Below are 22,751 nucleotides of genomic sequence, written 5' to 3' on the forward strand. Positions count from 1 at the left end.
AATCTCTCAACAAATTACATTAGATCAGGTCGTTTCTCTTTAGTTATTCTTACAGCTTCATCATGACGCCATTCTTCGATTTGTTTAAAATTTCCACTCAGTAAAATTTTAGGAACCTCCAGGCCTTTATAATTTTCAGGTCTCGTATAAATCGGTGGCGAAAGAAGATCATCCTGGAAGCTATCTGTAAGAGCGCTTTGCTCGTCATTTAAAACACCTGGAATTAATCTTATGATGGAATCTGCTAAAACACATGCCGCGAGTTCTCCACCTGTAAGAACATAATCTCCAATCGAAATTTCCTTAGTAACATGCAGATCTCTCACTCTTTGATCAATCCCCTTATAATGTCCACATATAAAAATTAAATTACCTTTTATGGAAAGAGAATTAGCTATTTTCTGATTCAATGTAACTCCATCGGGTGTAAGGTAAATAACCTCATCATATAACCTTTGGGATTTAAGGTTAGAAATACATTTATCCAAGGGTTCAACCATCATCACCATTCCTGCTCCACCACCATAGGGCTCATCATCTATCTGTCTGTGCTTATTTATTGCCCACTCTCTCAAGTGGTGAAAATGTACTTCTGCTAATCCTTTATCCATTGCCCTTTTCAAAATAGAAGTTTTGAATGGACTTTCCATCAGTTCCGGAAGTACGCTTATAATATCAATTCTCATTGTAATGTTCCATTTTTCTTAGTAGGCGAAATAATTAATCGTAATGATGAGTCTTTATTGAAATAGCTCCACATCCAATTGAAAAATACGGCAAGCTTATTTCTAACACTTAAAATCAGCATCAAATGTAAAAACATCCAGAAATACCATGCTAAAAAGCCCTGAAACTTTATAAATGGCAAATCTACAACTGCTCTGTGCTTTCCAATAGTTGCTAAAGATCCTTTATCATGATATTCAAATTCTGTCCACTCATTATTATTCTTTAAAAGATTCTTACCTAAATTTTTCGCCTGATTGATTGCTACATTTGCCACCTGAGGGTGGCCTTGTGGATATTTTGGAGTTTCCATATAGGCAATATCTCCAATGGCAAAAATATTATCGTAACCTTTTATTTTATTATATCGATCTACTATATATCTGTTTCTAATTAATTTTTCTTCAGGAAATCCTTCTACTGTATTTCCGGTTACTCCAGCTGCCCAGATCACGTTATTGGACGGAATTTCTTTGCCGCTTTTCATGATCACTTTATCACCATCATAATCTGTAACTATTTCTCCACTTAAGAACGTTACACCAAGGTCTTTAAGATATTTTTCAGACTTCTCCTGCGCTTCGCTACTCATTACAGCAAGGGGCTTCTCTGTAGAACTCACTAAAATAATTTTAAGATTATCAAAACTCATGTAAGGATAATCTCTAGGAAGGATATCTTTTTTCATTTCTGCAAAAGCTCCTGCCAGCTCTACTCCGGTTGGACCGCTACCTACAATTACAATATTCCAGTTTCCATCATCACTTCGGCTCTTTTCCAGAATGAGTTTCTCAAAGGTCATCAAAACATGATTTCTGATTCCTATTGCTTCCTGGGTATTTTTCATTCCGAAAGCTCTACCTTCAAGATCCTTATTTCCAAAAAAATTCGTCTTACAACCGGTGGCAATAATTAACTTATCATAACGAAATTCAGCCTCATCTGTGATCACCTTATTTTGTGAAGGATCGATCTCTTTTACCTCTGTTAAACGAAATTGAGTATTTCTGGATTGTTGAAAAATTTTCCTGAACGGAAAAGAAATATTGGAAGGTTCTATCCTCCCACACGCTACTTGATAGAATAAAGGCTGAAACATATGATGGTTTACCCTATCCAGAACAATTACTTTTTTATTTTTATTGTTCAACGTTTTCGCAAGCTGCAATCCCGCAAAACCTCCTCCGATAATGATGATTTTTTCGCGTGTTTCCATAATATACAAATTTACTGATTTTATTTAGCATTTTACTTGTTAAAAAGTTAGTTTTGCAAAACTTTATGACGAGAAAAAAGTATACCAAAAAAACTGCCAAAAACGTTCATAAGAAAAGACGGAAGAATTATTTTTTTCGTCGCAAGGTGGTATTGGCTATCCTGATCATAGCTCTTATTGGGACAGGGTTTTATCTAAAGCAATCCATCAGCTATTATTACGCCTTATACTTTAATAAATTCACTCATAAAAAGCTTCACAACAGCGAAAAAGAAACTTTAAGAATTCAAAAAATCCTTTCTGATAATCTCGATAAAACCTATGGTTTTGATGTCTCTCATTATCAAAACAGAGAAGACATTAAATGGGACAGCTTAAGCATTGGAAACAAAACGATTCCTTTAGAATTTGTTGTTATGAGAGCGACAATGGGAAATAAAAATGCGGATAAACATTTTGATGAATTCTGGACGCAAGCTAAAAAGCATGAGCTTATTCGGGGAGCTTATCATTTCTACAGAGCCGACGAAGACCCAATTATTCAGGCCAATAATTTTTTAGCCAATGTAAAATTGGAAAGTGGAGATCTGCCTCCAATTTTAGACATTGAAAAAATCCCCAAACGTAAAACTAATAAAAAGCTGATCGAGGATTTAAAAGTCTGGTGTAAAATCATTGAAGAAACCTACGGTAAAAAACCCATTATCTATACGTATTATCATTACTATAAAGATTTTCTAAAAGGTGAGTTTGATGGCTACCCACTTTGGTTAGCTAATTATAATGAGGTCCCTATCCCTTCTCCTGATGATGAATGGGATTTCTGGCAATTCACAGAAAGCGGGATTGTTCATGGCATCAATACCAAAGTAGATCTGGATATATACAATGGCAGCTCCTGGTCTTTGAAAAGACTGACTTTAGATTAGTTATTTCCCTAAGAATTCTAAAATATCCGCATTAAGTTGATCCGCATTTTCGAATGGGATAAAGTGAGTCGCCTTTGCATAAATCTTAAGCTTAGCATTGGGAATTTGTTTAGCAATAAATTCTGTATGCACTTTTTTTATCACATCATTTTCTCCTGCTATCACCAATACCGGACTTTGAATTTTTTGTAAAGAACCTTTACTGATTTTGGGTTCTTTAATCATGATTTTCAAAATTCTGGTCTGATTAAATTTTTCAGGTTTATTTTCAAGCTCTAAAACCTGAAGCTCCGTTTTCATATGATTCAAAAGACGCTCATCTACTCCATCAGGTTGAACATTAGCCCCTATTGTTACCAGCTTACTTACATTTTCCGGATATTTTAAAACAAATTCAAGCCCTGTATTTCCACCATCACTCCAACCTACAATATTGATCTTTTTAAACCCTAATTCATCGGTCAATCCTTTAAGATCATCTGCAAAAATGGAATAAGTTAAATTATTTTTAGAAGTATCTGTACTTCTCCCCTGTCCCCTTGTGTCTAAAGCAATCACTTTATATTTTTTGGATAATACAGGAATTTGTTGATAGAAATCTTTAATACTTCCGCTATTTCCATGGAGCAATACTATGGGTTCTCCTTCCCCATAAACTTCATAATATAAATCGGCATTCTTCACTTTCAGAAATTTCCCCACAGAGGAGTTTTTCCCATATATAGAGTTTTCAGATGCTTTTTGGTACTGACTGAGGTCAGGAATCAGATCTTCAAGACTTTCATCCTGATTTTCAGATTCATCCTTTATGTTATTTCCACTCTTATCTACTTTAACATCAATATTAATGGCAGGTGCGGCTAATGTTACTTTTTGCCAGTCTCCATAAAATTCTCTTAAAAATCCAGTTCTGAAAAGGGCTGCACTGATATTTATTTTACCATTGAATTTCTTCAAAAACTGAATCCCAATAAAGAATTTCCCCTGCACCCAGATATTATAGTCATTTACATTTAATGTAAATGCCCCTGATTTTATCATGTCTTCAGTAAGCTCAACTGTAATCTCTTCATTTAATATATTCTTATCAGGAAAGCCATTTTTCTCACTGTAAATAGTATAACGCATCAATACAGGCTGATCAGAAACATAACTTGCTATATTCAGATTAATATTTTTGATCTTCGATCTTTTATTTGCATTAAACTCCAATGCCGTTTCTCCAAGAAAGTTCTTTTGATTAAATTCCGGATTTACTGAATACATAATACTTTTCGTTTTTGTATTCACCCCCCAATTTTTATCGACTAATTTTTTAGGCGTTAGTTTCACCTCTTGAATATTCTTAACTTTTTCCTTTAAAAGTATTTTTTGAGAATTATACTTTACAAAGCTCTGAATCGTTTCGGTATAACTTTCATATCCAGCTACTTCAATCCTGATATTCCCACCCATATTAGCCTTAGAAAGATCAATTGAGAAATTTCCCTTTTCATCAGAGATAACCCCTATATTTTCTTTTTCCACACCTATTTTCACATAAGGAATTGGAAGATTCTCTTCTTTAGAAAATACGGTTCCGGAAATCAACTGGGCATTAAGATAGAATGCAAAAAACAAAAGGAATAAAGAATTGATTTTTTTCATGATAAAAGTTTGACACAAAAATCTACTTTTATCTGATTAAAAAATCACAACACGTTATTAAAATTTATCACTTTTTAGTTAAATTATTCCAAACAACTTCTCACCTAAAAACTAAATTTTTGAAGGTCTAAGGATATTATTACCTTTACCATATTGATTCCAGTAGATGAAACAGACGATTCCTACCTTTAGCTTAAATTCTATTTCCAAACATGGTTTCATTGTGGAAAAAATTACAGATCGCATTAGCAGCCCCGATGACAACCTTATGGATAAAGGAATTCACAGGGACAGTCATTATATCTTTATGTTCCTGCAAACCGGATATGCAAAAATGATGGTAGACTTTAAAGTTATAGAGGCTGAAAATGCTAACATCTACTGTCTCTTGCCAGGGCAGGTACATCAGGGTCTTCTGATGGACAAAGTTTGCGGATGGTTTGTTGCAGTAAATGTAGATCTGGTTCCTGATTTTATCCGTTCTGTTTTTGAAGAATCTATAATGGATTTCAACCCTTTACCATTGAACAGTATATGCGCTGGAAAGTTTCATGATTTTGCTCAATTACTTTACAATTCGTACACAGAAGAAATGCTGTCTACCAAGGAAGGCTTTTTTATTACTAAGTCTTTACTTAATGCTTACACAGGAATGTTTGCCTCTTTTTTTTTAAATGAAAATAAGCCTGAAAAATTAAAAGAAAGTCGTGCCTGGCAACTTACCCGACAATTTAGAATTTTGGTACGAAAAGAATTTATCACCCTAAAAAGTCCATCTTTATATGCAGAACTTTTAAACATTTCACCAGGTTATCTAAATGAAGCCGTAAGCAAGACAACAGGAAAATCAACGTTATATTGGATTCAGCAGGAAATTTTAGTAGAAGCAAAGCGCTTACTATTTTTCACCAATTGCACCGTTAAAGAAATTGCCTATCAGTTGGGATACAATGATCACACCTATTTTTCCCGTTTATTTTCTAAATTGGAAGGAATTACACCATTGTCTTTTAGAGGAAAGAGCAGAAAACAAATTCCCTCACCGTGAATAGTCCAATCAATTCCATGAAATGACTATTGGTATTTTTTCAGTTTGCAGCTTCCTTTGCAATAAAATATTATTATGTCAAGTTTACCAAAATGGATCAATGATGCCGTCGAGAATCTATTGCCGTCCAAATTTAAAGATTGTACCATTACAGAAACAAACTATATCACAAATTATCTTAAACGGATAACTTTCCTGACTGATCTTTCCGATATATATTTTGAGCCTGCCTATGCTGTAGGATTTAGAATTAATGACCGGGATTTCCGTAATTATTCACCCTTTCATTTTAACAAAGAAAAAGGAAGCTTTGATGTTCTTTTCCATATTCATGATACAGATGCTGTAGGTTGTAATTTCATCAATCGTTTGTCTGTAGGTGAATCTCTTAAAATGATCATCCCCAGAGGAAAAAGATTTTTCGATCCCGACGCAAAGATCCACTTCTCAATAGGTGATGAAACTTCTTTAGGAAGTTCAATTTCAATTCAGAAAGCCGCTGAAGAATCCAATGCTTCATTTGTATGCCTCCATGAGGTGGAAGACCCTTTCGTTCTGGAAAATCTTGGTCTTTACGGTTATTACACTTCCAAAAATAATTGGATGTCTATTTTAAATCAAATCAATGAATTTTTAAGAGAGGAAAAGAAAGCTGTAGAAAATGACGAAGTTACATTTTACCTTACCGGTAATGGTAAAACAATGTCTTTTTTACGAAGATACCTCAAAGAAAAAGGAGTGCGTTCTGCAAATATCAGATCACAAGCGTATTGGATAGAAGGAAAAAAAGGGTTGTAAATATCACTGTACTGCAGCATTAAATAGACGTTAAGGATCAAAAATATCGTTAAAAATATTTTATCCTGTAAAACCTTCAATATTTCGTATTTTCGCGCTACGAAATCTTTATAGAATGAATTACGTTGCGGCTGAGAACCTTACTAAATCGTATGGGGTAAAAGTTTTATTTAAAAATATTTCTTTCAATATCAATGAAGGGGACAAAATAGCTATTGTTGCTAAAAACGGAAGTGGAAAGTCCACTCTGTTGAAAATATTGATGGGAAAGGAAATTACTGACAGTGGGAATGTAATCATCAATAAAGATATACAGGTTGTTTTATTTGATCAGGAGATTGACTATGATACCAATCTTACGATCGATGAATTTATGATGACTCTTGATTCTGCACCTATTGCAGCTCTTAAAAATTATCATAAATCCCTACATTCAACAGATCTTGATTTTATTGAAAAGGCATTGGCTGATATGGAAGTTCATAAAGCCTGGGATCTTGAGAATGAAATGAAACAGATCCTTTCGCAGCTTAAAATTACAGATCTGGAAGCTAAGATGGGAACACTTTCGGGTGGACAGATCAAACGTGTTGCTTTGGCAAAATTACTAACAGAAACCAGAGCGGAGCATCGTCATACTCTTTTAATAATGGATGAGCCAACCAACCATCTGGATGTGGAAATGGTAGAATGGCTTGAAAATTATTTAAATAAAGCTAAAATTACTCTACTACTGGTCACCCACGACCGTTACTTTTTGGATGGTGTATGTAATATTATCTGGGAAATGGAAGACAATAATCTTTATTTCCATAATGGTTCTTATGCTACTTATCTTGAGAATAAAATGATAAGAGAAGACAATCTCAATTCTACCATTGATAAGGCAAATAACCTTTACAGAAAGGAATTGGAATGGATGCGAAGACAGCCTAAAGCGAGAACCACAAAATCAAAAAGTAGAATTGACGCTTTTTATGAAACTGAAAAAGTAGCTAAAACAGACACTTCAAAACAGGGTCTTGAACTTGATTTTGAAATGAAACGTCTGGGTAATAAAATCCTGGAACTTAAAAATATTGACAAGAGTTTTGGTGATAAATTATTATTAAAAGATTTCAGCTATTCATTCCAACGTGGAGAGAAAGTAGGAATTGTAGGTAAGAATGGTGCGGGAAAATCTACTCTTTTAAATATTATTCAAGGATTTGAAAAGGCCAATAGCGGAGAAATTGAAACAGGAGAAACCATTTCTTTCGGTTATTTTTCACAAAAGGGGCTAACTTATAAAGAGGATGAAAGGGTCATTGATTTTATTAAAGAAATTGCAGAATTCTATCCGTTAGCGAATGGAAAAAGCCTTTCAGCATCTCAGTTTTTAAGACTCTTTTTATTCGATGATCAAACACAATACTCTCCTATTTCAAAACTTTCCGGAGGTGAAAAAAGAAGACTGCATTTGATGTATATTCTTTATCAGAATCCAAACTTCCTGATTTTTGATGAGCCTACCAATGATCTCGATCTTCCCACATTAACGGTTCTTGAGAACTTTTTACAGCAGTTTCAAGGCTCATTAATTATTGTTTCTCACGATAGATATTTTATGGATCGAATTGTTGATCATATTTTAGCTTTTGAGGGTGAAGGAAAAATAAAAGATTTTATTGGAACTTTCTCAGAATACAGAGAAGCAAAAAGCCGTGAGGATGCTTTAGAAAAAAATGCACCTCAAAAAACGGAAGTTAAAGAAACAGCACCAGTTCCTGTTATAGCTCCACCAACAAATTCCAAGAAGCGAAAACTTTCTTTTAAAGAACAAAGAGAGCTGGAAACTATTGAAAAGGAAATGCCTCAATTGGAAGAACAGCGTGAGAAGATCCTTGAGCAACTTAACAATGAGAAAGATTATGAAAAGATTTCAAAACTTTCTGCGGAATTGGAAACCATCTCAGGAAAGCTGGAAGACCATGAGATGAAATGGCTGGAGTTTCAGGAAATCCTGGGTGAAGCTTAAGATGATCAATTAAAATATAAAAAAATTCGGCTTCACTTAAAGTGAAGCCGAATTTTTTATGTCAGGTTAAGAACTTTTTCTTCGTTCGAGCTTTTTATAGAAGCATCAATAAGTTTCATATTCTGAATGACTTGTTTTCCCGGGGAAGGCAAGTCATATCCAAAAACAATATGTTCATAAATCTCCTGGTAATAGTTCATATAGTTTCCAGGTTCACTGGTTGTTAGAATTCTTTCTGTTTCAGAGTGGTCACGGATATAATTTAAAATCCCATCAGAATCCTTTAATGGAACCATCCAGTTTTCACCATAGGTAGGTAAAGTTCCTGCTACCAATTCAGCTTCCTGATTGTCCGTCCTTTCCTGTAAAAAACTCCCTTTGTTACCATGAACAATATAAGCATAATGTGCCTCCTTGCTAAAAACAGATGATTTTAATCTGATCCTCATGTTATTTTTATAATACAACAGAATCTCAAAATAATCATTCGCATATTCCACCCCCTTCATTGAAAAAACATCGGCAAAAAGTTTTTCCGGAAATCCAAAAAGTTGAACTGCCTGATCTACCAGATGAGCACCTAAATCGTGAAGTGATCCTGAACCCGTTTGCTGCGGATTTTCTTTATGTTGTTTTCCACTCGGCTCCGTACGAAATCTATCGAATCGTATTTCAACCTCTTTGATGTCTCCAAGCTTTTTGCTATTAATAATTTTTTTTACCTGAAGAAAATCACGATCGAATCTTCTGTTTTGGTAGACGCTCAAAAACAAACCTTTTTCTTCAGCCAGTTTCACCAATTGCTCAGCTTCTGAAACATCTACTGTAAAGGGTTTTTCTACAATAACATTCTTACCCGCTTCAAGAGCCATTTTTACATATTCAAAATGTGTCTGAACAGGAGTGTTAACTACTACTACTTCCACATCTGAGTTATTCAACATCTCTTCTACTGAACGATAAATCGTAGCATCAGGATATTTTTCTTTTGATTCTTCTTTACTTCTTTCTACTACAGCAGACATGAAAAAACCAGGATGTTCTTTCAAAAAAGGTGCATGGAAAACCTTTCCGCTCATTCCAAAGGCACAAAGACCCACTTTTACCAATTGCATACTTTATTTTTTAACAAAGATATTGAGAAAAATTTTCTCTGTGACTACTATAATTGATATAGTAATAATTCATCATTTATTAAAACATGATAAATATCACTGCAATCATTTTTATTGATTCTAAATAATGATATGCTAAATACTTACTTTTGCGCGTTATTTAAACCCACTCTAAATAAAACAAAATGAAAAGACAAATTACTACTTTAGGTTTTATGATAATATCCCTTTCGCTAAGTGCGCAAATGGGACATAAATCTGAAACCGACACTATCAGAATTCAAACTATTGAAGACGTAAATCTCCATAAAACAGGTAATCCAAATAAAGCTAAATCATTATCTACAAAGTCAAACCTTACGGTAATGGAGAACCCGCAGCCCATTGCCATAGTTACTCATGAAGTAATTGAACAACAGCAGGCCAAGCAATTAAGTGATGTAATAAAAAATGTAAACGGACTTTATCTTACTTCTGCAAGAGGAGGCTCTCAAGATAGTTTTGGTGGTCGTGGTTTTACTTTTGGGAATGATAATATTTTCAAAAATGGAGCAAGAGTTAATAGCGGAGTATTTCCCGAAGTAAGTGGTCTAGAAAGAGTGGAAGTATTAAAAGGAGCAAATGCTATGCTTTATGGGAATGTGGGTCCTGGCGGAATAATAAATCTTATTACGAAAAAGCCAAAATTTGATTTTGGAGGTATGGTTGGATTCAGTGCAGGAAGCTGGAATTCATATAAACCTACAGTAGACATTTATGGTCCCTTAAGTAAAAATATTGCTTTCAGAGTAAACGGTGCATATGAATATGCTGAAAACTTCAGAGACCTCATCGAATCTAAAAAGAATTATTTTAATCCTTCTTTTGTATTTAACCTTAGTGAAAACACTCAACTTATTGTAGAAGGAGATTATTTATACCATACTTTCACTCCTGATTTTGGAATAGGAAGTGTTACAGATAATGCTACAGGAATATCAAGACTTGCAACAGAAGTCAACAGAAAACAATTTTTTGGAACAGGCTGGCAATATCAAACCAATCAACAAGCTACTACAGATGTTATTTTAAATCATAAAATTAACAATAAATGGGCATTGAACGCAGTTGCTTCGTACCAAAACTATACAAAAGATTACTTCTCTACAGAAAGAGTACAGTGGACTTATAATTCGTCAATAAATAATTTAGATCCAACTTGGACCAGACCATTAGGAAGAAGTTATACGGAACAAAATTATACTTCTTTACAAGTGAATTTGAATGGTGAATTTAATACGGGAAGCATTAATCATAAAGTTTTATTTGGAACTGACGGAGACTATGGAATAGCAGACACTTATGCTTATAAAATCGACACGAATACACCTGTTGTATTATCCCTCAATAATCCGTCAACATGGACTAATGAAGGTCCAATGCCAAACACAAGCAGAACATCTAGAAATAGGATAAATACAACGAGATATGGTTTTTATGCGCAGGATTTAATAAGCTTAACAAAGGAATTTAAAGTTCTAGCTGGTTTACGTTGGTCCAGTATCCAGAATGATGACACAAAAGTGAAAAACTTTTTAACAAATGAAGAAAAACCAACGCAAAATAGTGGTACTAAAGAAACTGCGTTTTCTCCAAAATTTGGTTTAATTTACAATCCTAATGAAAATCTTTCTGTTTTTGCCACTTATACTAATTCATTTGCTCCAAACACAGGATTTGATGAATCAGGAAGTGCCTTAAAGGCTTCTACTGTAGATCAATATGAAGTAGGAATTAAGAAAAATCTGTGGAATAATGCATTAGCAGTGAATTTAACAGCTTATCAAATTAACAATAGAGACACTTATACTGCACCTTATTTACCAAGTGGATCTGTTGCCCTATATAGAGTGTATGCAGGAAATATCCGAAGCAGAGGGGTGGAATTGGACATTACAGGAAACCCAATGAGTAATCTATCTTTAATAGGGGGGATTTCTTATAATAATGCTGTTTATACTAAAACCCCAGGTAATGGTTTTGTTGAAGACCAAAGATTAGTAAGAACTCCAGCGTTTACTACTAACGCATCTGCTTTTTATACTTTTACTGATTTTGCTAAAGGCTTGAAAGTCGGAGCATCCCTATTTTATACAGGAGACAGAAAAGCTGGATGGAATGATGTGAAAGGGCAAAGCCAAACTACACGAATGATTGACGTCAATGGTTTTACCACAGTAGATTTTAGTTTAGGATATGAATGGAAAAGGTTTACGATCCAAGGAAAAGTAGGAAACCTATTTGATACTCTGAGTTACAACGTTCATGAAAATTACTCTGTAAATCCAATAACTCCAAGAAACTATTACTTTACATTGACTTACAAACTTTAAAAATAATAACATAAATTATTTTTTCATTTAAAGTGGAAGTTGCATTTTTGCAGCTTTCACTTTTTTAAATAACAAACAATAGATATGGATAAAATAAAGGATACAAGAAGTTTTATGAGGATTACCCATCGATATTTGGGTTATTTTCTGGCAGGAATTATGGCCGTTTACGGAGTAAGTGGTGTTCTCCTCGTTTACAGGGATACGGACCTCTTAAAAAAAGAAAAAAATTACAGTACAATTGTCGGTAAAGATCTTTCTGAAAAAGCATTAGGTAAAGAGCTAAAGATTAAAAATTTTGAAATAGAAAGTAAGGTTGGCAATATCGCATATTTTAAGCAGGGAGCTTACAATATGACAACCGGTGAAGCAAAATATGTAAAAAAAGAGTTGCCTTTTGTACTTGATAAGATGACAAAACTTCACAAAGCACAGTCTAAAGATACCCTATCACCACTCAATACTTTTTTCGGAGTCGCTTTATTTTTCTTTGTTATTTCCAGCTTCTGGATGTTCAATCCAAAAACAAAAGCCTTCAAACGGGGAATGATTTTTACTGTTGCGGGACTTATCATTTCTATTATATTGGTCTTTATTTAGAAATTATAAAATACTTAATGAAACGCCCTTTAAAATTGGATTTTCATTTTTCTTAATTTAACATTAATTTGGTAAAATTAGCTAAAAATGAGTACTATGGCACATTTATTGATTTTCACCATCTATAGAATAATAAACATTAATTATTAAAAATTATAAATTATGAAAAAACTAATCTTAACAGGAATACTAGCAGTGGCTGGTTTAGCTACAACAATGAATGCTCAGATTCAAAAAGGTAACTGGATGGTTGGTAGTAGTATTGTAGCTAGTAATTTTGGTCTTAATACAGGTGGCGGATACAACATTTCTTTACAACCGAAAGCAGCTTATTTTATTGAAGATAATATCGCTGTCGGTGGTTATGTTGATTTAGGTTTTAATAAAGTTACAAAGGGAACACCTACAAATTTTGTATATAAAGTTGGTGCTTTAGGACGTTATTATGTATCGCCAGGAGAACAAGGTATAAATAATCTTTTACACCACGGACGTTGGTTCTTTGAAGGTAATGTTGGTATCGGAGGAACATCTACTGAAGGTAGTAATTCTACAACAGGTTTAGATTTTGGTGCTGGTCCTGGATATTCTTATTTCATTACACCTAACATCGGTGTTGAAGGTCTGGTTAAATACAATGGTGTTGCAGGATTTGGTAATGAAGGTTTAACATCTACATTAACTTTCAATATTGGATTTAGTATTTATTTACCTACATCTAAAGGAAAAGAAATTATGAACGACGTAAAAAATTAATCTGTAAAAAGATTAGCTTTTACAAAACATAAAAGTGCCTCGAAGAATTTCGAGGCACTTTTCGTACAAATTAAAACTAAACTATAAAAAATCAAATAAATCACGTATTGGGTTGAGGTGTATATCTTAAATATGGCTTTATTTCTGTAACTCCTTTAGGGAATATTTTACGAGCATCTTCTGTTGATATGGATGGTGGTATAATAACATCTTCTCCATTTTTCCAGTTTACAGGGGTAGCTACTTTATGAGAATCTGTTAACTGAAGAGAATCGAGAACTCGGATAATTTCATTAAAATTCCGTCCAGTGGATGCCGGATAAGTAATAATTAAACGGACTTTTTTTGCCGGATCAATAATCAATAAAGAACGAACTGTAGCAGTCGCTGAAGCATTTGGATGGATAAAATCATACAACTCTGAAATTTTCCTGTCTTTATCTGCGATAATCGGGAACTGAACTTCTGTATTCTGTGTCTCATTAATATCTTTGATCCAACTTTGATGATCTTCCACTCCATCTACGCTCAGCGCAATTACTTTTGTATCTCTTGCTTCAAATTCTGACTTCAGTTTAGAAGTAAAACCGAGCTCGGTAGTGCAAACAGGAGTATAATCTGCAGGGTGTGAGAATAGAATACCCCAGGAATCTCCCAGATAATTATAAAAATCAAGATCACCGGCAGTTGTTTCTGCCTGAAAGTTTGGCGCGGAATCTCCTAGTTTAATTGACATAATATTCTCTTTTTATAGTCTACAAATTTAGTAGACTTTTTCAAACTGGCAAATTTTTTGATGAAAAATTATATATTAGATTAAAAAAAAATTAATACATGGAGAAAATTGGTTTAAGTTATGTTGATGTGGTCTATAAAGTCTTGCAAAGCTGGTATCTGAAATTTGCAGAACTTACCCCTAAATTGATTGTTGGAGTACTGGTTTTTTCTTTTTTCTTATTTACAAGTAAATATCTGAGTAAGATTGCGGTTAAGGTCTTCCATAAATTATTTCCCAAAAGCCAAAAAGAAAGTTCTCTGGTTACTTTACTAGCTGTTTTTCGATTCATCATTATGATGATGGGAAGTTTTATAGCTTTAGAAATAATGGGATTCAGTGGCTTTCTCTGGAAATTTATCGGAAGTTTAGGAGTTGCCGGGGTGATTGCCGGGGTTGCATTAAAAGATCTTGTATCCAGTATATTTTCTGGGATGCTGATAGGAATTGATAAAGCTTTTAAGGTGGGTGATTATGTATCTATCGGAACCAACTCCGGGACTGTACAGGAGATTGGATTTCTTACTACAAAAATAATTACGGATGACGGAAAAAAAGTATATATTCCTAATCAGGTCATTTTCAATTCTCCGTTTTCAAATATTACCGCTTCACCACAGAGAAGAATCATATTGAATTTTGAAATTCCTGCAGATGAAGATATCAACAAAGCTCAAAAAGGAATCTTAGAAGTCATAAAAGGCTTAGAATATGTCGATAAACTGGATACCGCTGAAGTTGTATTTACAGATCTTAAACAGGGAGTATTTAATCTTCAGGCTAAATTCTGGATGACTGTAGGTGCTAATATCACCCGTGTTAAGAGTGATGCTTATTTACAGATCAAACAACGCCTCGATTCCGATAATATCTTACTTGTTACCCCAACAAGTATCAGTATTACAAGTGGAGACAGTAATCTGGCAGGAAATCAATAGAAAAATAAAAAAAACCGTTTCAGTTTTGAAACGGTTTTTTTATTTATTTAAAAATTTCAGGCTTATGCTAAAACTTCTTTTACTTTGTTTGCAGCTTCTTCTAAAGTAATTGCAGAGTGTACTGGAAGACCAGACTCATCAATTAATTTTTTAGCTTCTACAGCGTTAGTCCCTTGTAATCTTACGATCAACGGAACAGGTAAGCTTCCCATAGCTTTGTAAGCATCTACAACACCCTGGGCAACTCTGTCACATCTTACAATACCTCCGAAGATGTTGATCAAGATTGCTTTTACATTTGGATCTCTCAAGATAATTCCGAAAGCAGTTTGTACTCTCTGAGCATCAGCAGTACCACCAACGTCAAGGAAGTTTGCAGGGCTACCACCAGATAATTTGATGATATCCATTGTTGCCATTGCAAGACCAGCTCCATTTACCATACAAGCAACGTTACCATCTAGTTTTACGAAGTTAAGACCAGCTTCACCAGCTTCAACATCCATAGGATCTTCTTCTCTTGTATCTCTTAAAGCTTCAAGATCTTTGTGACGGAACAATGAGTTACCATCCAAAGTTACTTTAGCATCTACAGCGATAATTTTGTTATCAGAAGTTTTCAATACAGGGTTGATCTCAAAAAGAGAAGCATCAATTCCTACGTAAGCGTTATATAAAGAAGTAATGAACTTTGTAAATTCTTTGAAAGCATTTCCTTCAAGACCTAGGTTGAAAGCAATTTTTCTAGCCTGGAAACCTTGAAGACCTAAAGCAGGATCAATAAGTTCGTTGTGGATCAAATGAGGGGTTACTTCTGCAACGTGCTCAATATCCATCCCACCTTCAGTAGAATATACAATTGTATTTTTACCTTCAGCTCTATCTAAAAGAATAGAAACATAAAATTCTTTAGTTTCAGATTCTCCAGGATAATAAACGTCTTCTGCAACCAAAACAGAGTTTACTTTTTTACCTTCAGCAGAAGTTTGTGGAGTTACCAACTGCATTCCGATGATGTTCTGTGCATTTTCTTTAAGTTTATCCATATTTGGAGAGAACTTTACACCACCACCTTTACCACGACCACCTGCGTGAATTTGCGCTTTTACAACCCAAGCTTGTGCTCCGGTTTCAGCAGTCAATTTTTCAGCAGCTGCAACAGCTTCGTCTACATTATTAGCTACGAAACCACGTTGTATTGCTACTCCGTACTTTGATAAAATCTCTTTTGATTGATACTCGTGAAGATTCATATTATTTTTATTATTTTATTTTAAATTTTAAAGGTTGACAAATTTACTAAAAAGACATGGAAGTTCAAGATTCTAAGTCCAAAAATTAAAGGTTAAGCATCTTGATTTTTAACAGGTCTTAGAAATTTTCTTTATTCTTCAGTTAATTTTTCAGACTGTGAACCTATAAAAGGAATTTTAGGCGCCAGGAAATATCCTGTTAAGCTCGCAAAAAGTATAGGAACAAAATAAGTAAACCCAGTTAAGGTCCCCAAAATAATAGTCGTACTCATAGGAGTTCTTGTGACACAGGCGTTGATTGCCGCCATACAGCTTACTATTGCCAACGTGGTATCTACAGAAGGAAAAAGATGATGAATGATTAAACCTAAAGTAGTTCCCACAAAGAATAATGGAATGATAAAGCCTCCCCTCCAACCAGAAGTTACGGTAATGGCTATGGCTAAAATTTTAAAGATCAAAACCGAAATTAAAAATTTTAATCCAAAATTCCCCCCGATAAGTTCATTGACTTCATGATGTCCAAAGTATCTTGTAATTGGAAAATAATAGGCGATAATTCCTAAAATAATTCCGCCAACTAATGTCTTAATATAGATCGGAAAGTTTCTGTATTCAAAAACTTTCTTGAAAAATTTAACTACAAAAATAAAGATCCATCCAACGAAAGTAGCTACAACCGCAAACAGACAAGCGAAGGCAAAATCGTAGACCCCTGAATAATGGTAAGCCTTCAGATCCCATGTTGCTCCAATACCCAAGTGAATGATCAATGCAAACATGACATAGCTAAAGCAGCTAGCAACCAATGCCGGTATTATCGCTCTGTAATATTCTACCGCATGTTTGTGATGTAATATTTCGAGTGAAAAAAGACTCCCTCCAAGTGGAGCACCAAACAAAGCTGTAAAACCGGAAGCCATTCCTGCAATACTTAGAGAACGCAGTTCTTCACCTTTCAATCTGAAAATCTTTCCCAGCCAGGTTCCTGTAGATCCCGTAACCTGGACCAATGGTGCCTCTGGACCTAAACTCCCTCCAGAAGCCACACAAAAAAGTGATGACAAAATCATTGAAGGATTATTTTTAGGATCAAGCTTTCCTTTATTAAATCTGATATTATTAACGATCAAATGGATTTCTCCGGGATCACCAATAAAATGAATCACAAGGCCTGCCAACAATCCGCAGATTGCCATGGTTGGTATCACCATCCATCCCTGATACTGTGCTAAAAATTCCGTAAAATGTTCAAGAACGATCCAATATAATCCTGCGATCACACCGCCCACCAATCCAGTAAGTGCCCACATGAAAAAAGTCCGGCTGAATACAAAAGGATTAAACTTTATAGGCTGATCTAAAAGATTGAACGTTTTTATTAACCTCCTTCTTCTGTTGATCTTCATTGCAACTATATCTTATTTTTAGCAAAATAAAGAATAAGCATCCCCCAGCTAAGGATCATTAGTAATCCTCCAAGTGGTGTAATTGGTCCTAAAAATTTAAGATTAGCACCTAAATAATCCTGAAGGCTCAGAAAATAAATACTGAATGAAAATAACATGGTGCCGGCAATCATTAATATGGAAACCCATTTTTCTGATGAGGTTTCAAATTTCAAAATATACCCTACAATCAATAGAAAGAAAGCAGCATACATTTGGTATCTTACACCAGTTTCAAAACTTTCCAGTCTTTCAACGGATAAAATTTTCTTTAAAGCGTGCGCGCCGAATGCACCTAAAATTACCGACAGCATGCCATAAACGGCACCAAATACTAAAGTAATTGTTTTCATTTTATCAATTTATGAAAACAGATCAATTGAAAATCTGTTTTCTATTTATAGTTTACAATTTTGAATATCAATGCTAAAGCTCCAATGGCAATAAAAACCCAGGCTAATTTTTTATTCTTTGCAAAACCCGGATTTTTAGTAATGCTTAGAAAGATCCCGAACAACAACATAAAAGCTGACAATACAATTCCAAACATGTTATTGGGCCCTTAATCTGTTAAATTCATTGATAACCTCATGATGAGTTACCGTTTTATCTTTAAAGTAAGTGACAAAGTGTTGTTTTTCATCTTCTGTAGCACCCATCTGATTCAAAATATTCAGTAAGTGCATTTTCATATGTCCTTTTTGAATTCCTGTTGTCACTAAGGAACGGAGTGCTCCAAAATTCTGTGCCAATCCTGATACTGCAAGAATACTCATTAATTCCTGAGCCGATGGTTTACCAAGAAGTGCTAAGGAGAATTTTACCAAAGGATGAAGATTTGTTAACCCTCCTACAACTCCAACAGAAATAGGAAGATCAATCCAGAATCTGAATATCCCATTATCCGTAGTACAATGAGTCAGTGACCTGTACTGCCCATCTCGCGAAGCATATGCATGAGCACAAGCTTCCGTTGCTCTGAAATCATTACCTGTAGCAATTACTACAGCATCTACCCCATTCATGACTCCTTTATTATGGGTTGTCGCACGAAACGGTTCTATTTCAGCAATGGTTACCGCCTGCTTAAATTTTCTGGCAAATTCTTCGTTAGAAATTCCACTATCATCTTTCAGATCGTCAATCTTACAGGAAACCTCAGCTCTTACTATACAATCAGGCGTAAAATTGGAAAGGATATTCATAACGATCTGTAAAGAATCTTTTTCCTCCTGGTTAAAATCTTCTTCTTTTGCTACTTCTTCTTTCAATGTCTTTCCAAATTGCTCAAGACAAGAATTAATGAAATTAGCTCCCATTGAATCTACGGTATCAAAACTTGCCTTTAACTGGTAGTAATTAGCCATCTCAGTGGTCTTATCTACCAGTTTGATATCTAAAATTCCACCACCACGGTTTCTCATGTTGGCTGTTATTGCTTCCGTAGCTTCAAATAACTTTTTCTTCAATTTAAAATTAAAGAAGTGTAACAATTTGTGAGCCTCTACATTAAATATAAAATGGGTATGTCCCAGTTTCTCTGTATTAATGATCGTTGTTTTAAAACCTCCTTTATCGATCCAGAATTTAGCCGCTTTAGATGCTGCTGCTACTACCGAACTTTCTTCCACAGCCATTGGCAAAGCGATTAGCTTGCCGTCTATTAAAAAGTTCGGAGCAATTCCGTAAGGCATATAAAAATTGGAAATTGTATTTTCGGAAAATTCATCATGAAGTTTCTGAAGATCAGTATTTTCGTTCCAGTATTGTTGCAATATATTTTGATATTCCTGGTTTCCGTCAAGATACTCATTAACGAGCCAGTCCATTTTCCCTTGTTTCGTCAACTTGGAAAAACCTTCAATCGGTTGATGATTCATAGTTTAACTTTAAAGAACCGTAAATATAATGATTTTGATGCGTTATTCTGTTGATAACTTTATGTTAAAAAGCCTGACATTTCTCAATTTTGGAATTACATTTGATCTTAAATTCATGACGTTAAACCGACGTTACATTATAACAAATGAACTTTGACCGTCTAAAAGAAAAACTTGAAATCCTTGCTGACGCAGCGAAATACGACGTTTCCTGTTCCTCAAGCGGAGGTACCCGAAAGAACAAAAAAGGGGCTTTAGGAGACAGTTCCATAAGCGGAATTTGTCATACCTATACAGAAGACGGACGATGTGTTTCACTTCTCAAAGTTCTTTTAACCAATCATTGTATTTATGATTGTGCTTATTGTGTTTCAAGAAGCTCCAATGATATCAAAAGAGCAGCCTTCACGGTGGAAGAGGTGGTTGATTTAACTATAAATTTTTACCGAAGAAATTATATTGAAGGACTTTTCCTAAGTTCAGGTATTTTCAAAAATGCTGATACTACCATGGAGCGTTTGGTAAGAGTAGCTAAAAAGTTGCGTCTGGAAGAAAACTTTAATGGATATATTCATTTAAAATCTATTCCTGGAGCGAGTGATGAACTGATGCAGGAAGCCGCCTTATATGCAGATCGGCTATCTATAAATCTTGAAATTCCAACTGAAAGTGGATTAAAATTACTTGCTCCGGAAAAGAACAGAGCAGATATGATCAGTCCAATGCGATATATCCAAAATGGAATTTCGCTGTATAATGACGAAAAGAAAATCTTCCGAAACGTTCCAAAATTTGCTCCAGCTGGACAGTCCACCCAAATGATTGTGGGAGCGACCAATGAAAATGATCTCCAGATTATAAAAGTCGCTGACCATTTTTATAAAAATTTTAATCTTAAAAGAGTTTATTATTCAGGATATGTTCCCGTTTTAGAAGATAAAAGATTACCATCCTTAACAACAGAAGTTCCGATGTTGAGGGAAAACAGATTATATCAATCTGACTGGCTAATGAGATTTTATGGATTTAAAGCAGAAGAAATTCTAGATCCCAATATGCCGTTTCTAGATCTTGAGATTGATCCTAAATTAAGTTGGGCACTCAGAAATCTGAACCAATTTCCCATAAACCTGCAAACAGCAGATTATCGAATGATTCTTAGAATTCCTGGGATTGGTGTAAAGACCGCAAAAAAAATCGTTCATGCCCGACGTTTTCAGGTCTTAAACATCGATCATCTTAAAAAACTGGGAGCCGCTGTAAACAGGGCAAAATATTTCATTGACTTTGATGCTGGAAATATGTACCTAAGATATCTTACCGATAAGAATTTCAGAAGGCTACTTATTGGCGGAAGCTCTTCCAAATTTCAAAATCAGTTTTCGCAGCAACTTACTTTGTTTTAGACACTATTTTTTTTCAGAAATGAACACGAAACTTTTACATTGCTATATTAAATAATGATCACCCTACTCTATGACGGCAGTTTTGACGGACTTTTAACTGCGGTATTTGAAGTATTCGAATACCGTTATAAAGATGTGGAAATTTTCAATAGAGAAAGGTTTCATCAGGAAAATATTTTTGCAGAAATACACGAGGTAATCACCCAAAATGATAAAGCAGAAAGGGTTTTAAGTAAACTGGAACAAAATATAGATAAATCCGGAATCAATCAATTATTAAAAGTCTTTTTATCAGAAGACCCAGAGTCAGAACAAATCATTTTATCTGCCATAAAACAATCCATTCAACATCCCGTAGAAAATATCCTTCAAAATTATGCTGATAATGATATTTTAAAAATCTCAAAGATCTGTAAATCTGTAGATAGAGAACGACATCGGATGACCGCTTTTGTAAGGTTTGAAAAAATGCAGGATGGTGTTTTCTTTGCAAAAATAGACACGGATTTCAATGTGATCCCGCTGATCAGAAAACATTTTAAAGACCGATATCAGGACCAGAAATGGATGATTTATGATCTCAGAAGAAATTATGGGATCCTATATGATCTTGAAAACTGTGATTTCTTCTATCCCGATGAAAAATTAAACCTAGATCAGTATCAACAGAAATTCCATGAAGAAGAAGCACAGTATCAAAAACTCTGGCAGCGTTATTTCACTAAAACAAACATTGTAGAAAGAAAGAATTTAAAACTTCATATTCAGCATGTTCCAAGAAGGTATTGGAAGTATCTGACAGAGAAGAGTTAATTTCAACAATAGGTCCTCCTGCAGATAAAATGCAGATTTTAAATCCAACTATTTGATAACATGCTTAGGCAAATGAACTATGATGATAAAAATACTATTAACAATCACTTTAACAACAATTCTAAGTTGTAACAATGATAAAACCTCAGGTATCAAAAGTGGCACAAAAGAAAATTCAGCTCCAAAAACTTTAGTTACAATCAATAAAGATAAAAATACCATCAAGAATAGATTTTCTACTCCTGATGGTTACGAATGGATCAATGAAAAGCCAGAAACATTTGGATATTTTCTCGAAAACTTTAAACTAAAACCTTATGAAAGTCCAATCCTTAAATATGACGGAACTCCTATTTCCACCCAGCATCTTCATGAAGCTGTGTTTGATATAGATACCGGAAATAAAGATTTACAACAATGTGCTGATGCAGTCATTCGACTAAGGGCTGAGTATTTATTCAAAATAAAAAAATTTGATGACATAAAATTCCATTTTACCAACGGAGATCTGGTTAGTTGGAATGATTATAAAAATGGAATAAGAGCCTATATAAATGGTAATTCTGTAAGCTTTAGGAAAACAGCTAGTTTCGACGATTCTTATCAAAATTTCAGGAATTATCTAGAATTGATCTTTAATTATGCAGGAACCATTTCTTTAAACAAAGAAACTACACCAATTACAAAAAATACAGACTTAAAAACCGGGGATATTTTAATAACAGCCGGTAGTCCAGGACATGTTGTATTGATAACCGGAATATGCAGAAATAAAGAAGGTAAAAGCCTATTTTTGTTAAGCGAAGGCTTCACACCAGCCCAATCTATCCACCTTCTTTCCAATCCTTTTGATAAAAATATTTCGCCATGGTACGATTTGGATGTAAATGCTCCAGAGACGAAAACTGCGAGATATGTTTTTAAACCAACAAATTTTAGAAGTTTTTAAAAATTTATATCCAAACTATTGTCAAGTTACTACTATAATCTGAACTTGTTTTTGTAAATTTGTGT

General features: G+C 34.4%; 20 protein-coding genes. 11 read left to right on the forward strand and 9 right to left on the reverse strand.

Going from position 1 to position 22,751, the window contains the following annotated elements; genetic code table 11:
• Window positions 1–14: 14 nt before the first annotated feature.
• Together trmD and AC3WRL_RS05475 are read right to left on the reverse strand one after the other, a co-directional pair.
• The gene (gene trmD / locus AC3WRL_RS05470; protein WP_214833112.1) at window positions 15–686 is read right to left on the reverse strand and encodes a tRNA (guanosine(37)-N1)-methyltransferase TrmD; all 672 of its coding nucleotides are present in this window, start codon (window positions 684–686) and stop codon (window positions 15–17) included.
• The gene (locus tag AC3WRL_RS05475) at window positions 683–1,942 is read right to left on the reverse strand and encodes an NAD(P)/FAD-dependent oxidoreductase (RefSeq protein WP_214833114.1); all 1,260 of its coding nucleotides are present in this window, start codon (window positions 1,940–1,942) and stop codon (window positions 683–685) included. The genes trmD and AC3WRL_RS05475 overlap by 4 nt, the downstream gene beginning before the upstream one ends.
• A gap of 65 nt (window positions 1,943–2,007) precedes the next feature.
• Here AC3WRL_RS05475 and AC3WRL_RS05480 point away from each other — a divergent pair, with 65 nt between their 5' ends.
• Window positions 2,008–2,871, forward strand: coding sequence for a glycoside hydrolase family 25 protein (locus tag AC3WRL_RS05480; protein WP_214833116.1), 864 nt, complete (start codon window positions 2,008–2,010; stop codon window positions 2,869–2,871).
• On the opposite strand, the gene AC3WRL_RS05485 is transcribed toward AC3WRL_RS05480, so the two are convergent.
• Window positions 2,872–4,518, reverse strand: a complete 1,647-nt coding sequence (locus AC3WRL_RS05485) for an alpha/beta fold hydrolase (protein ID WP_492329875.1) — start codon at window positions 4,516–4,518, stop codon at window positions 2,872–2,874. It abuts the gene before it with no gap.
• 166 nt (window positions 4,519–4,684) lie between these two features.
• On the opposite strand from AC3WRL_RS05485, the gene AC3WRL_RS05490 reads away from it, so the two are divergent.
• The 3 genes from AC3WRL_RS05490 to AC3WRL_RS05500 all read left to right on the forward strand — a co-directional run bounded on the left by AC3WRL_RS05490 (window position 4,685) and on the right by AC3WRL_RS05500 (window position 8,381).
• A complete protein-coding gene (locus AC3WRL_RS05490; protein ID WP_492329876.1) occupies window positions 4,685–5,566 on the forward strand; it encodes a helix-turn-helix domain-containing protein in 882 nt (293 codons plus the stop codon).
• Window positions 5,567–5,641: 75 nt separating this feature from the next.
• On the forward strand, window positions 5,642–6,364 hold the full coding sequence (locus AC3WRL_RS05495) for a ferredoxin reductase domain-containing protein (RefSeq protein ID WP_492329877.1): 723 nt from the start codon (window positions 5,642–5,644) through the stop codon (window positions 6,362–6,364).
• Window positions 6,365–6,479: 115 nt separating this feature from the next.
• A complete protein-coding gene (locus AC3WRL_RS05500) occupies window positions 6,480–8,381 on the forward strand; it encodes an ABC-F family ATP-binding cassette domain-containing protein (RefSeq protein ID WP_492329878.1) in 1,902 nt (633 codons plus the stop codon).
• Window positions 8,382–8,437: 56 nt separating this feature from the next.
• Here the strand turns inward: AC3WRL_RS05500 and AC3WRL_RS05505 are convergent, their stop codons facing one another.
• The gene (locus tag AC3WRL_RS05505) at window positions 8,438–9,496 is read right to left on the reverse strand and encodes a Gfo/Idh/MocA family oxidoreductase (protein WP_492329879.1); all 1,059 of its coding nucleotides are present in this window, start codon (window positions 9,494–9,496) and stop codon (window positions 8,438–8,440) included.
• 185 nt (window positions 9,497–9,681) lie between these two features.
• Here AC3WRL_RS05505 and AC3WRL_RS05510 point away from each other — a divergent pair, with 185 nt between their 5' ends.
• From AC3WRL_RS05510 to AC3WRL_RS05520, 3 genes are all read left to right on the forward strand, one after another.
• A complete protein-coding gene (locus AC3WRL_RS05510; RefSeq protein ID WP_492329880.1) occupies window positions 9,682–11,868 on the forward strand; it encodes a TonB-dependent siderophore receptor in 2,187 nt (728 codons plus the stop codon).
• A gap of 84 nt (window positions 11,869–11,952) precedes the next feature.
• Window positions 11,953–12,468 (forward strand): hypothetical protein, encoded by a 516-nt coding sequence (locus AC3WRL_RS05515; protein WP_261511040.1) that lies wholly within the window; start codon window positions 11,953–11,955, stop codon window positions 12,466–12,468.
• A gap of 162 nt (window positions 12,469–12,630) precedes the next feature.
• Window positions 12,631–13,224, forward strand: a complete 594-nt coding sequence (locus AC3WRL_RS05520) for a hypothetical protein (protein ID WP_214833129.1) — start codon at window positions 12,631–12,633, stop codon at window positions 13,222–13,224.
• 100 nt (window positions 13,225–13,324) lie between these two features.
• Here the strand turns inward: AC3WRL_RS05520 and AC3WRL_RS05525 are convergent, their stop codons facing one another.
• On the reverse strand, window positions 13,325–13,960 hold the full coding sequence (locus tag AC3WRL_RS05525; protein ID WP_214833130.1) for a peroxiredoxin: 636 nt from the start codon (window positions 13,958–13,960) through the stop codon (window positions 13,325–13,327).
• A gap of 98 nt (window positions 13,961–14,058) precedes the next feature.
• Between AC3WRL_RS05525 and AC3WRL_RS05530 the strand changes: the two genes are divergently transcribed.
• The gene (locus tag AC3WRL_RS05530; protein WP_214833131.1) at window positions 14,059–14,937 is read left to right on the forward strand and encodes a mechanosensitive ion channel family protein; all 879 of its coding nucleotides are present in this window, start codon (window positions 14,059–14,061) and stop codon (window positions 14,935–14,937) included.
• Window positions 14,938–14,999: 62 nt separating this feature from the next.
• On the opposite strand, the gene sucC is transcribed toward AC3WRL_RS05530, so the two are convergent.
• The 4 genes from sucC to AC3WRL_RS05550 all read right to left on the reverse strand — a co-directional run bounded on the left by sucC (window position 15,000) and on the right by AC3WRL_RS05550 (window position 19,518).
• Window positions 15,000–16,190 (reverse strand): ADP-forming succinate--CoA ligase subunit beta, encoded by a 1,191-nt coding sequence (sucC, locus tag AC3WRL_RS05535; protein ID WP_214833132.1) that lies wholly within the window; start codon window positions 16,188–16,190, stop codon window positions 15,000–15,002.
• 131 nt (window positions 16,191–16,321) lie between these two features.
• Window positions 16,322–17,599 (reverse strand): chloride channel protein, encoded by a 1,278-nt coding sequence (locus AC3WRL_RS05540; RefSeq protein ID WP_261511039.1) that lies wholly within the window; start codon window positions 17,597–17,599, stop codon window positions 16,322–16,324.
• A gap of 5 nt (window positions 17,600–17,604) precedes the next feature.
• The gene (locus AC3WRL_RS05545; RefSeq protein ID WP_214833134.1) at window positions 17,605–17,991 is read right to left on the reverse strand and encodes a DUF423 domain-containing protein; all 387 of its coding nucleotides are present in this window, start codon (window positions 17,989–17,991) and stop codon (window positions 17,605–17,607) included.
• A 198-nt stretch (window positions 17,992–18,189) separates the two neighbouring features.
• Entirely contained in the window at window positions 18,190–19,518 is a 1,329-nt protein-coding gene (locus AC3WRL_RS05550) for a hydroxymethylglutaryl-CoA reductase, degradative (RefSeq protein ID WP_261511038.1), read from the reverse strand.
• Window positions 19,519–19,664: 146 nt separating this feature from the next.
• Between AC3WRL_RS05550 and AC3WRL_RS05555 the strand changes: the two genes are divergently transcribed.
• The 3 genes from AC3WRL_RS05555 (at window position 19,665) to AC3WRL_RS05565 (ending at window position 22,686) form a co-directional block, all read left to right on the forward strand.
• The gene (locus tag AC3WRL_RS05555; protein ID WP_492329881.1) at window positions 19,665–20,924 is read left to right on the forward strand and encodes a putative DNA modification/repair radical SAM protein; all 1,260 of its coding nucleotides are present in this window, start codon (window positions 19,665–19,667) and stop codon (window positions 20,922–20,924) included.
• Window positions 20,925–20,978: 54 nt separating this feature from the next.
• The gene (locus AC3WRL_RS05560; protein WP_492329882.1) at window positions 20,979–21,737 is read left to right on the forward strand and encodes a TIGR03915 family putative DNA repair protein; all 759 of its coding nucleotides are present in this window, start codon (window positions 20,979–20,981) and stop codon (window positions 21,735–21,737) included.
• 82 nt (window positions 21,738–21,819) lie between these two features.
• The gene (locus tag AC3WRL_RS05565) at window positions 21,820–22,686 is read left to right on the forward strand and encodes a DUF4846 domain-containing protein (RefSeq protein WP_261511036.1); all 867 of its coding nucleotides are present in this window, start codon (window positions 21,820–21,822) and stop codon (window positions 22,684–22,686) included.
• Window positions 22,687–22,751: the final 65 nt, after the last annotated feature.

The organism is Chryseobacterium sp. FW101-FHT12H09, assembly GCF_058790395.1.

Bases quoted from the DNA above. Each gene is read 5' to 3' on its own strand.
- AC3WRL_RS05515 (WP_261511040.1), top strand. From the start codon at position 11,953: ATGGATAAAATAAAGGATACAAGAAGTTTTATGAGGATTACCCATCGA.
- AC3WRL_RS05530 (WP_214833131.1), top strand. From the start codon at position 14,059: ATGGAGAAAATTGGTTTAAGTTATGTTGATGTGGTCTATAAAGTCTTG.
- AC3WRL_RS05545 (WP_214833134.1), bottom strand. From the start codon at position 17,991: ATGAAAACAATTACTTTAGTATTTGGTGCCGTTTATGGCATGCTGTCG.
- sucC (WP_214833132.1), bottom strand. From the start codon at position 16,190: ATGAATCTTCACGAGTATCAATCAAAAGAGATTTTATCAAAGTACGGA.
- AC3WRL_RS05490 (WP_492329876.1), top strand. From the start codon at position 4,685: ATGAAACAGACGATTCCTACCTTTAGCTTAAATTCTATTTCCAAACAT.
- AC3WRL_RS05520 (WP_214833129.1), top strand. From the start codon at position 12,631: ATGAAAAAACTAATCTTAACAGGAATACTAGCAGTGGCTGGTTTAGCT.
- trmD (WP_214833112.1), bottom strand. From the start codon at position 686: ATGAGAATTGATATTATAAGCGTACTTCCGGAACTGATGGAAAGTCCA.
- AC3WRL_RS05500 (WP_492329878.1), top strand. From the start codon at position 6,480: ATGAATTACGTTGCGGCTGAGAACCTTACTAAATCGTATGGGGTAAAA.
- AC3WRL_RS05565 (WP_261511036.1), top strand. From the start codon at position 21,820: ATGATAAAAATACTATTAACAATCACTTTAACAACAATTCTAAGTTGT.
- AC3WRL_RS05550 (WP_261511038.1), bottom strand. From the start codon at position 19,518: ATGAATCATCAACCGATTGAAGGTTTTTCCAAGTTGACGAAACAAGGG.
- AC3WRL_RS05475 (WP_214833114.1), bottom strand. From the start codon at position 1,942: ATGGAAACACGCGAAAAAATCATCATTATCGGAGGAGGTTTTGCGGGA.
- AC3WRL_RS05560 (WP_492329882.1), top strand. From the start codon at position 20,979: ATGATCACCCTACTCTATGACGGCAGTTTTGACGGACTTTTAACTGCG.
- AC3WRL_RS05510 (WP_492329880.1), top strand. From the start codon at position 9,682: ATGAAAAGACAAATTACTACTTTAGGTTTTATGATAATATCCCTTTCG.
- AC3WRL_RS05525 (WP_214833130.1), bottom strand. From the start codon at position 13,960: ATGTCAATTAAACTAGGAGATTCCGCGCCAAACTTTCAGGCAGAAACA.
- AC3WRL_RS05540 (WP_261511039.1), bottom strand. From the start codon at position 17,599: ATGAAGATCAACAGAAGAAGGAGGTTAATAAAAACGTTCAATCTTTTA.
- AC3WRL_RS05485 (WP_492329875.1), bottom strand. From the start codon at position 4,518: ATGAAAAAAATCAATTCTTTATTCCTTTTGTTTTTTGCATTCTATCTT.
- AC3WRL_RS05480 (WP_214833116.1), top strand. From the start codon at position 2,008: ATGACGAGAAAAAAGTATACCAAAAAAACTGCCAAAAACGTTCATAAG.
- AC3WRL_RS05555 (WP_492329881.1), top strand. From the start codon at position 19,665: ATGAACTTTGACCGTCTAAAAGAAAAACTTGAAATCCTTGCTGACGCA.
- AC3WRL_RS05505 (WP_492329879.1), bottom strand. From the start codon at position 9,496: ATGCAATTGGTAAAAGTGGGTCTTTGTGCCTTTGGAATGAGCGGAAAG.
- AC3WRL_RS05495 (WP_492329877.1), top strand. From the start codon at position 5,642: ATGTCAAGTTTACCAAAATGGATCAATGATGCCGTCGAGAATCTATTG.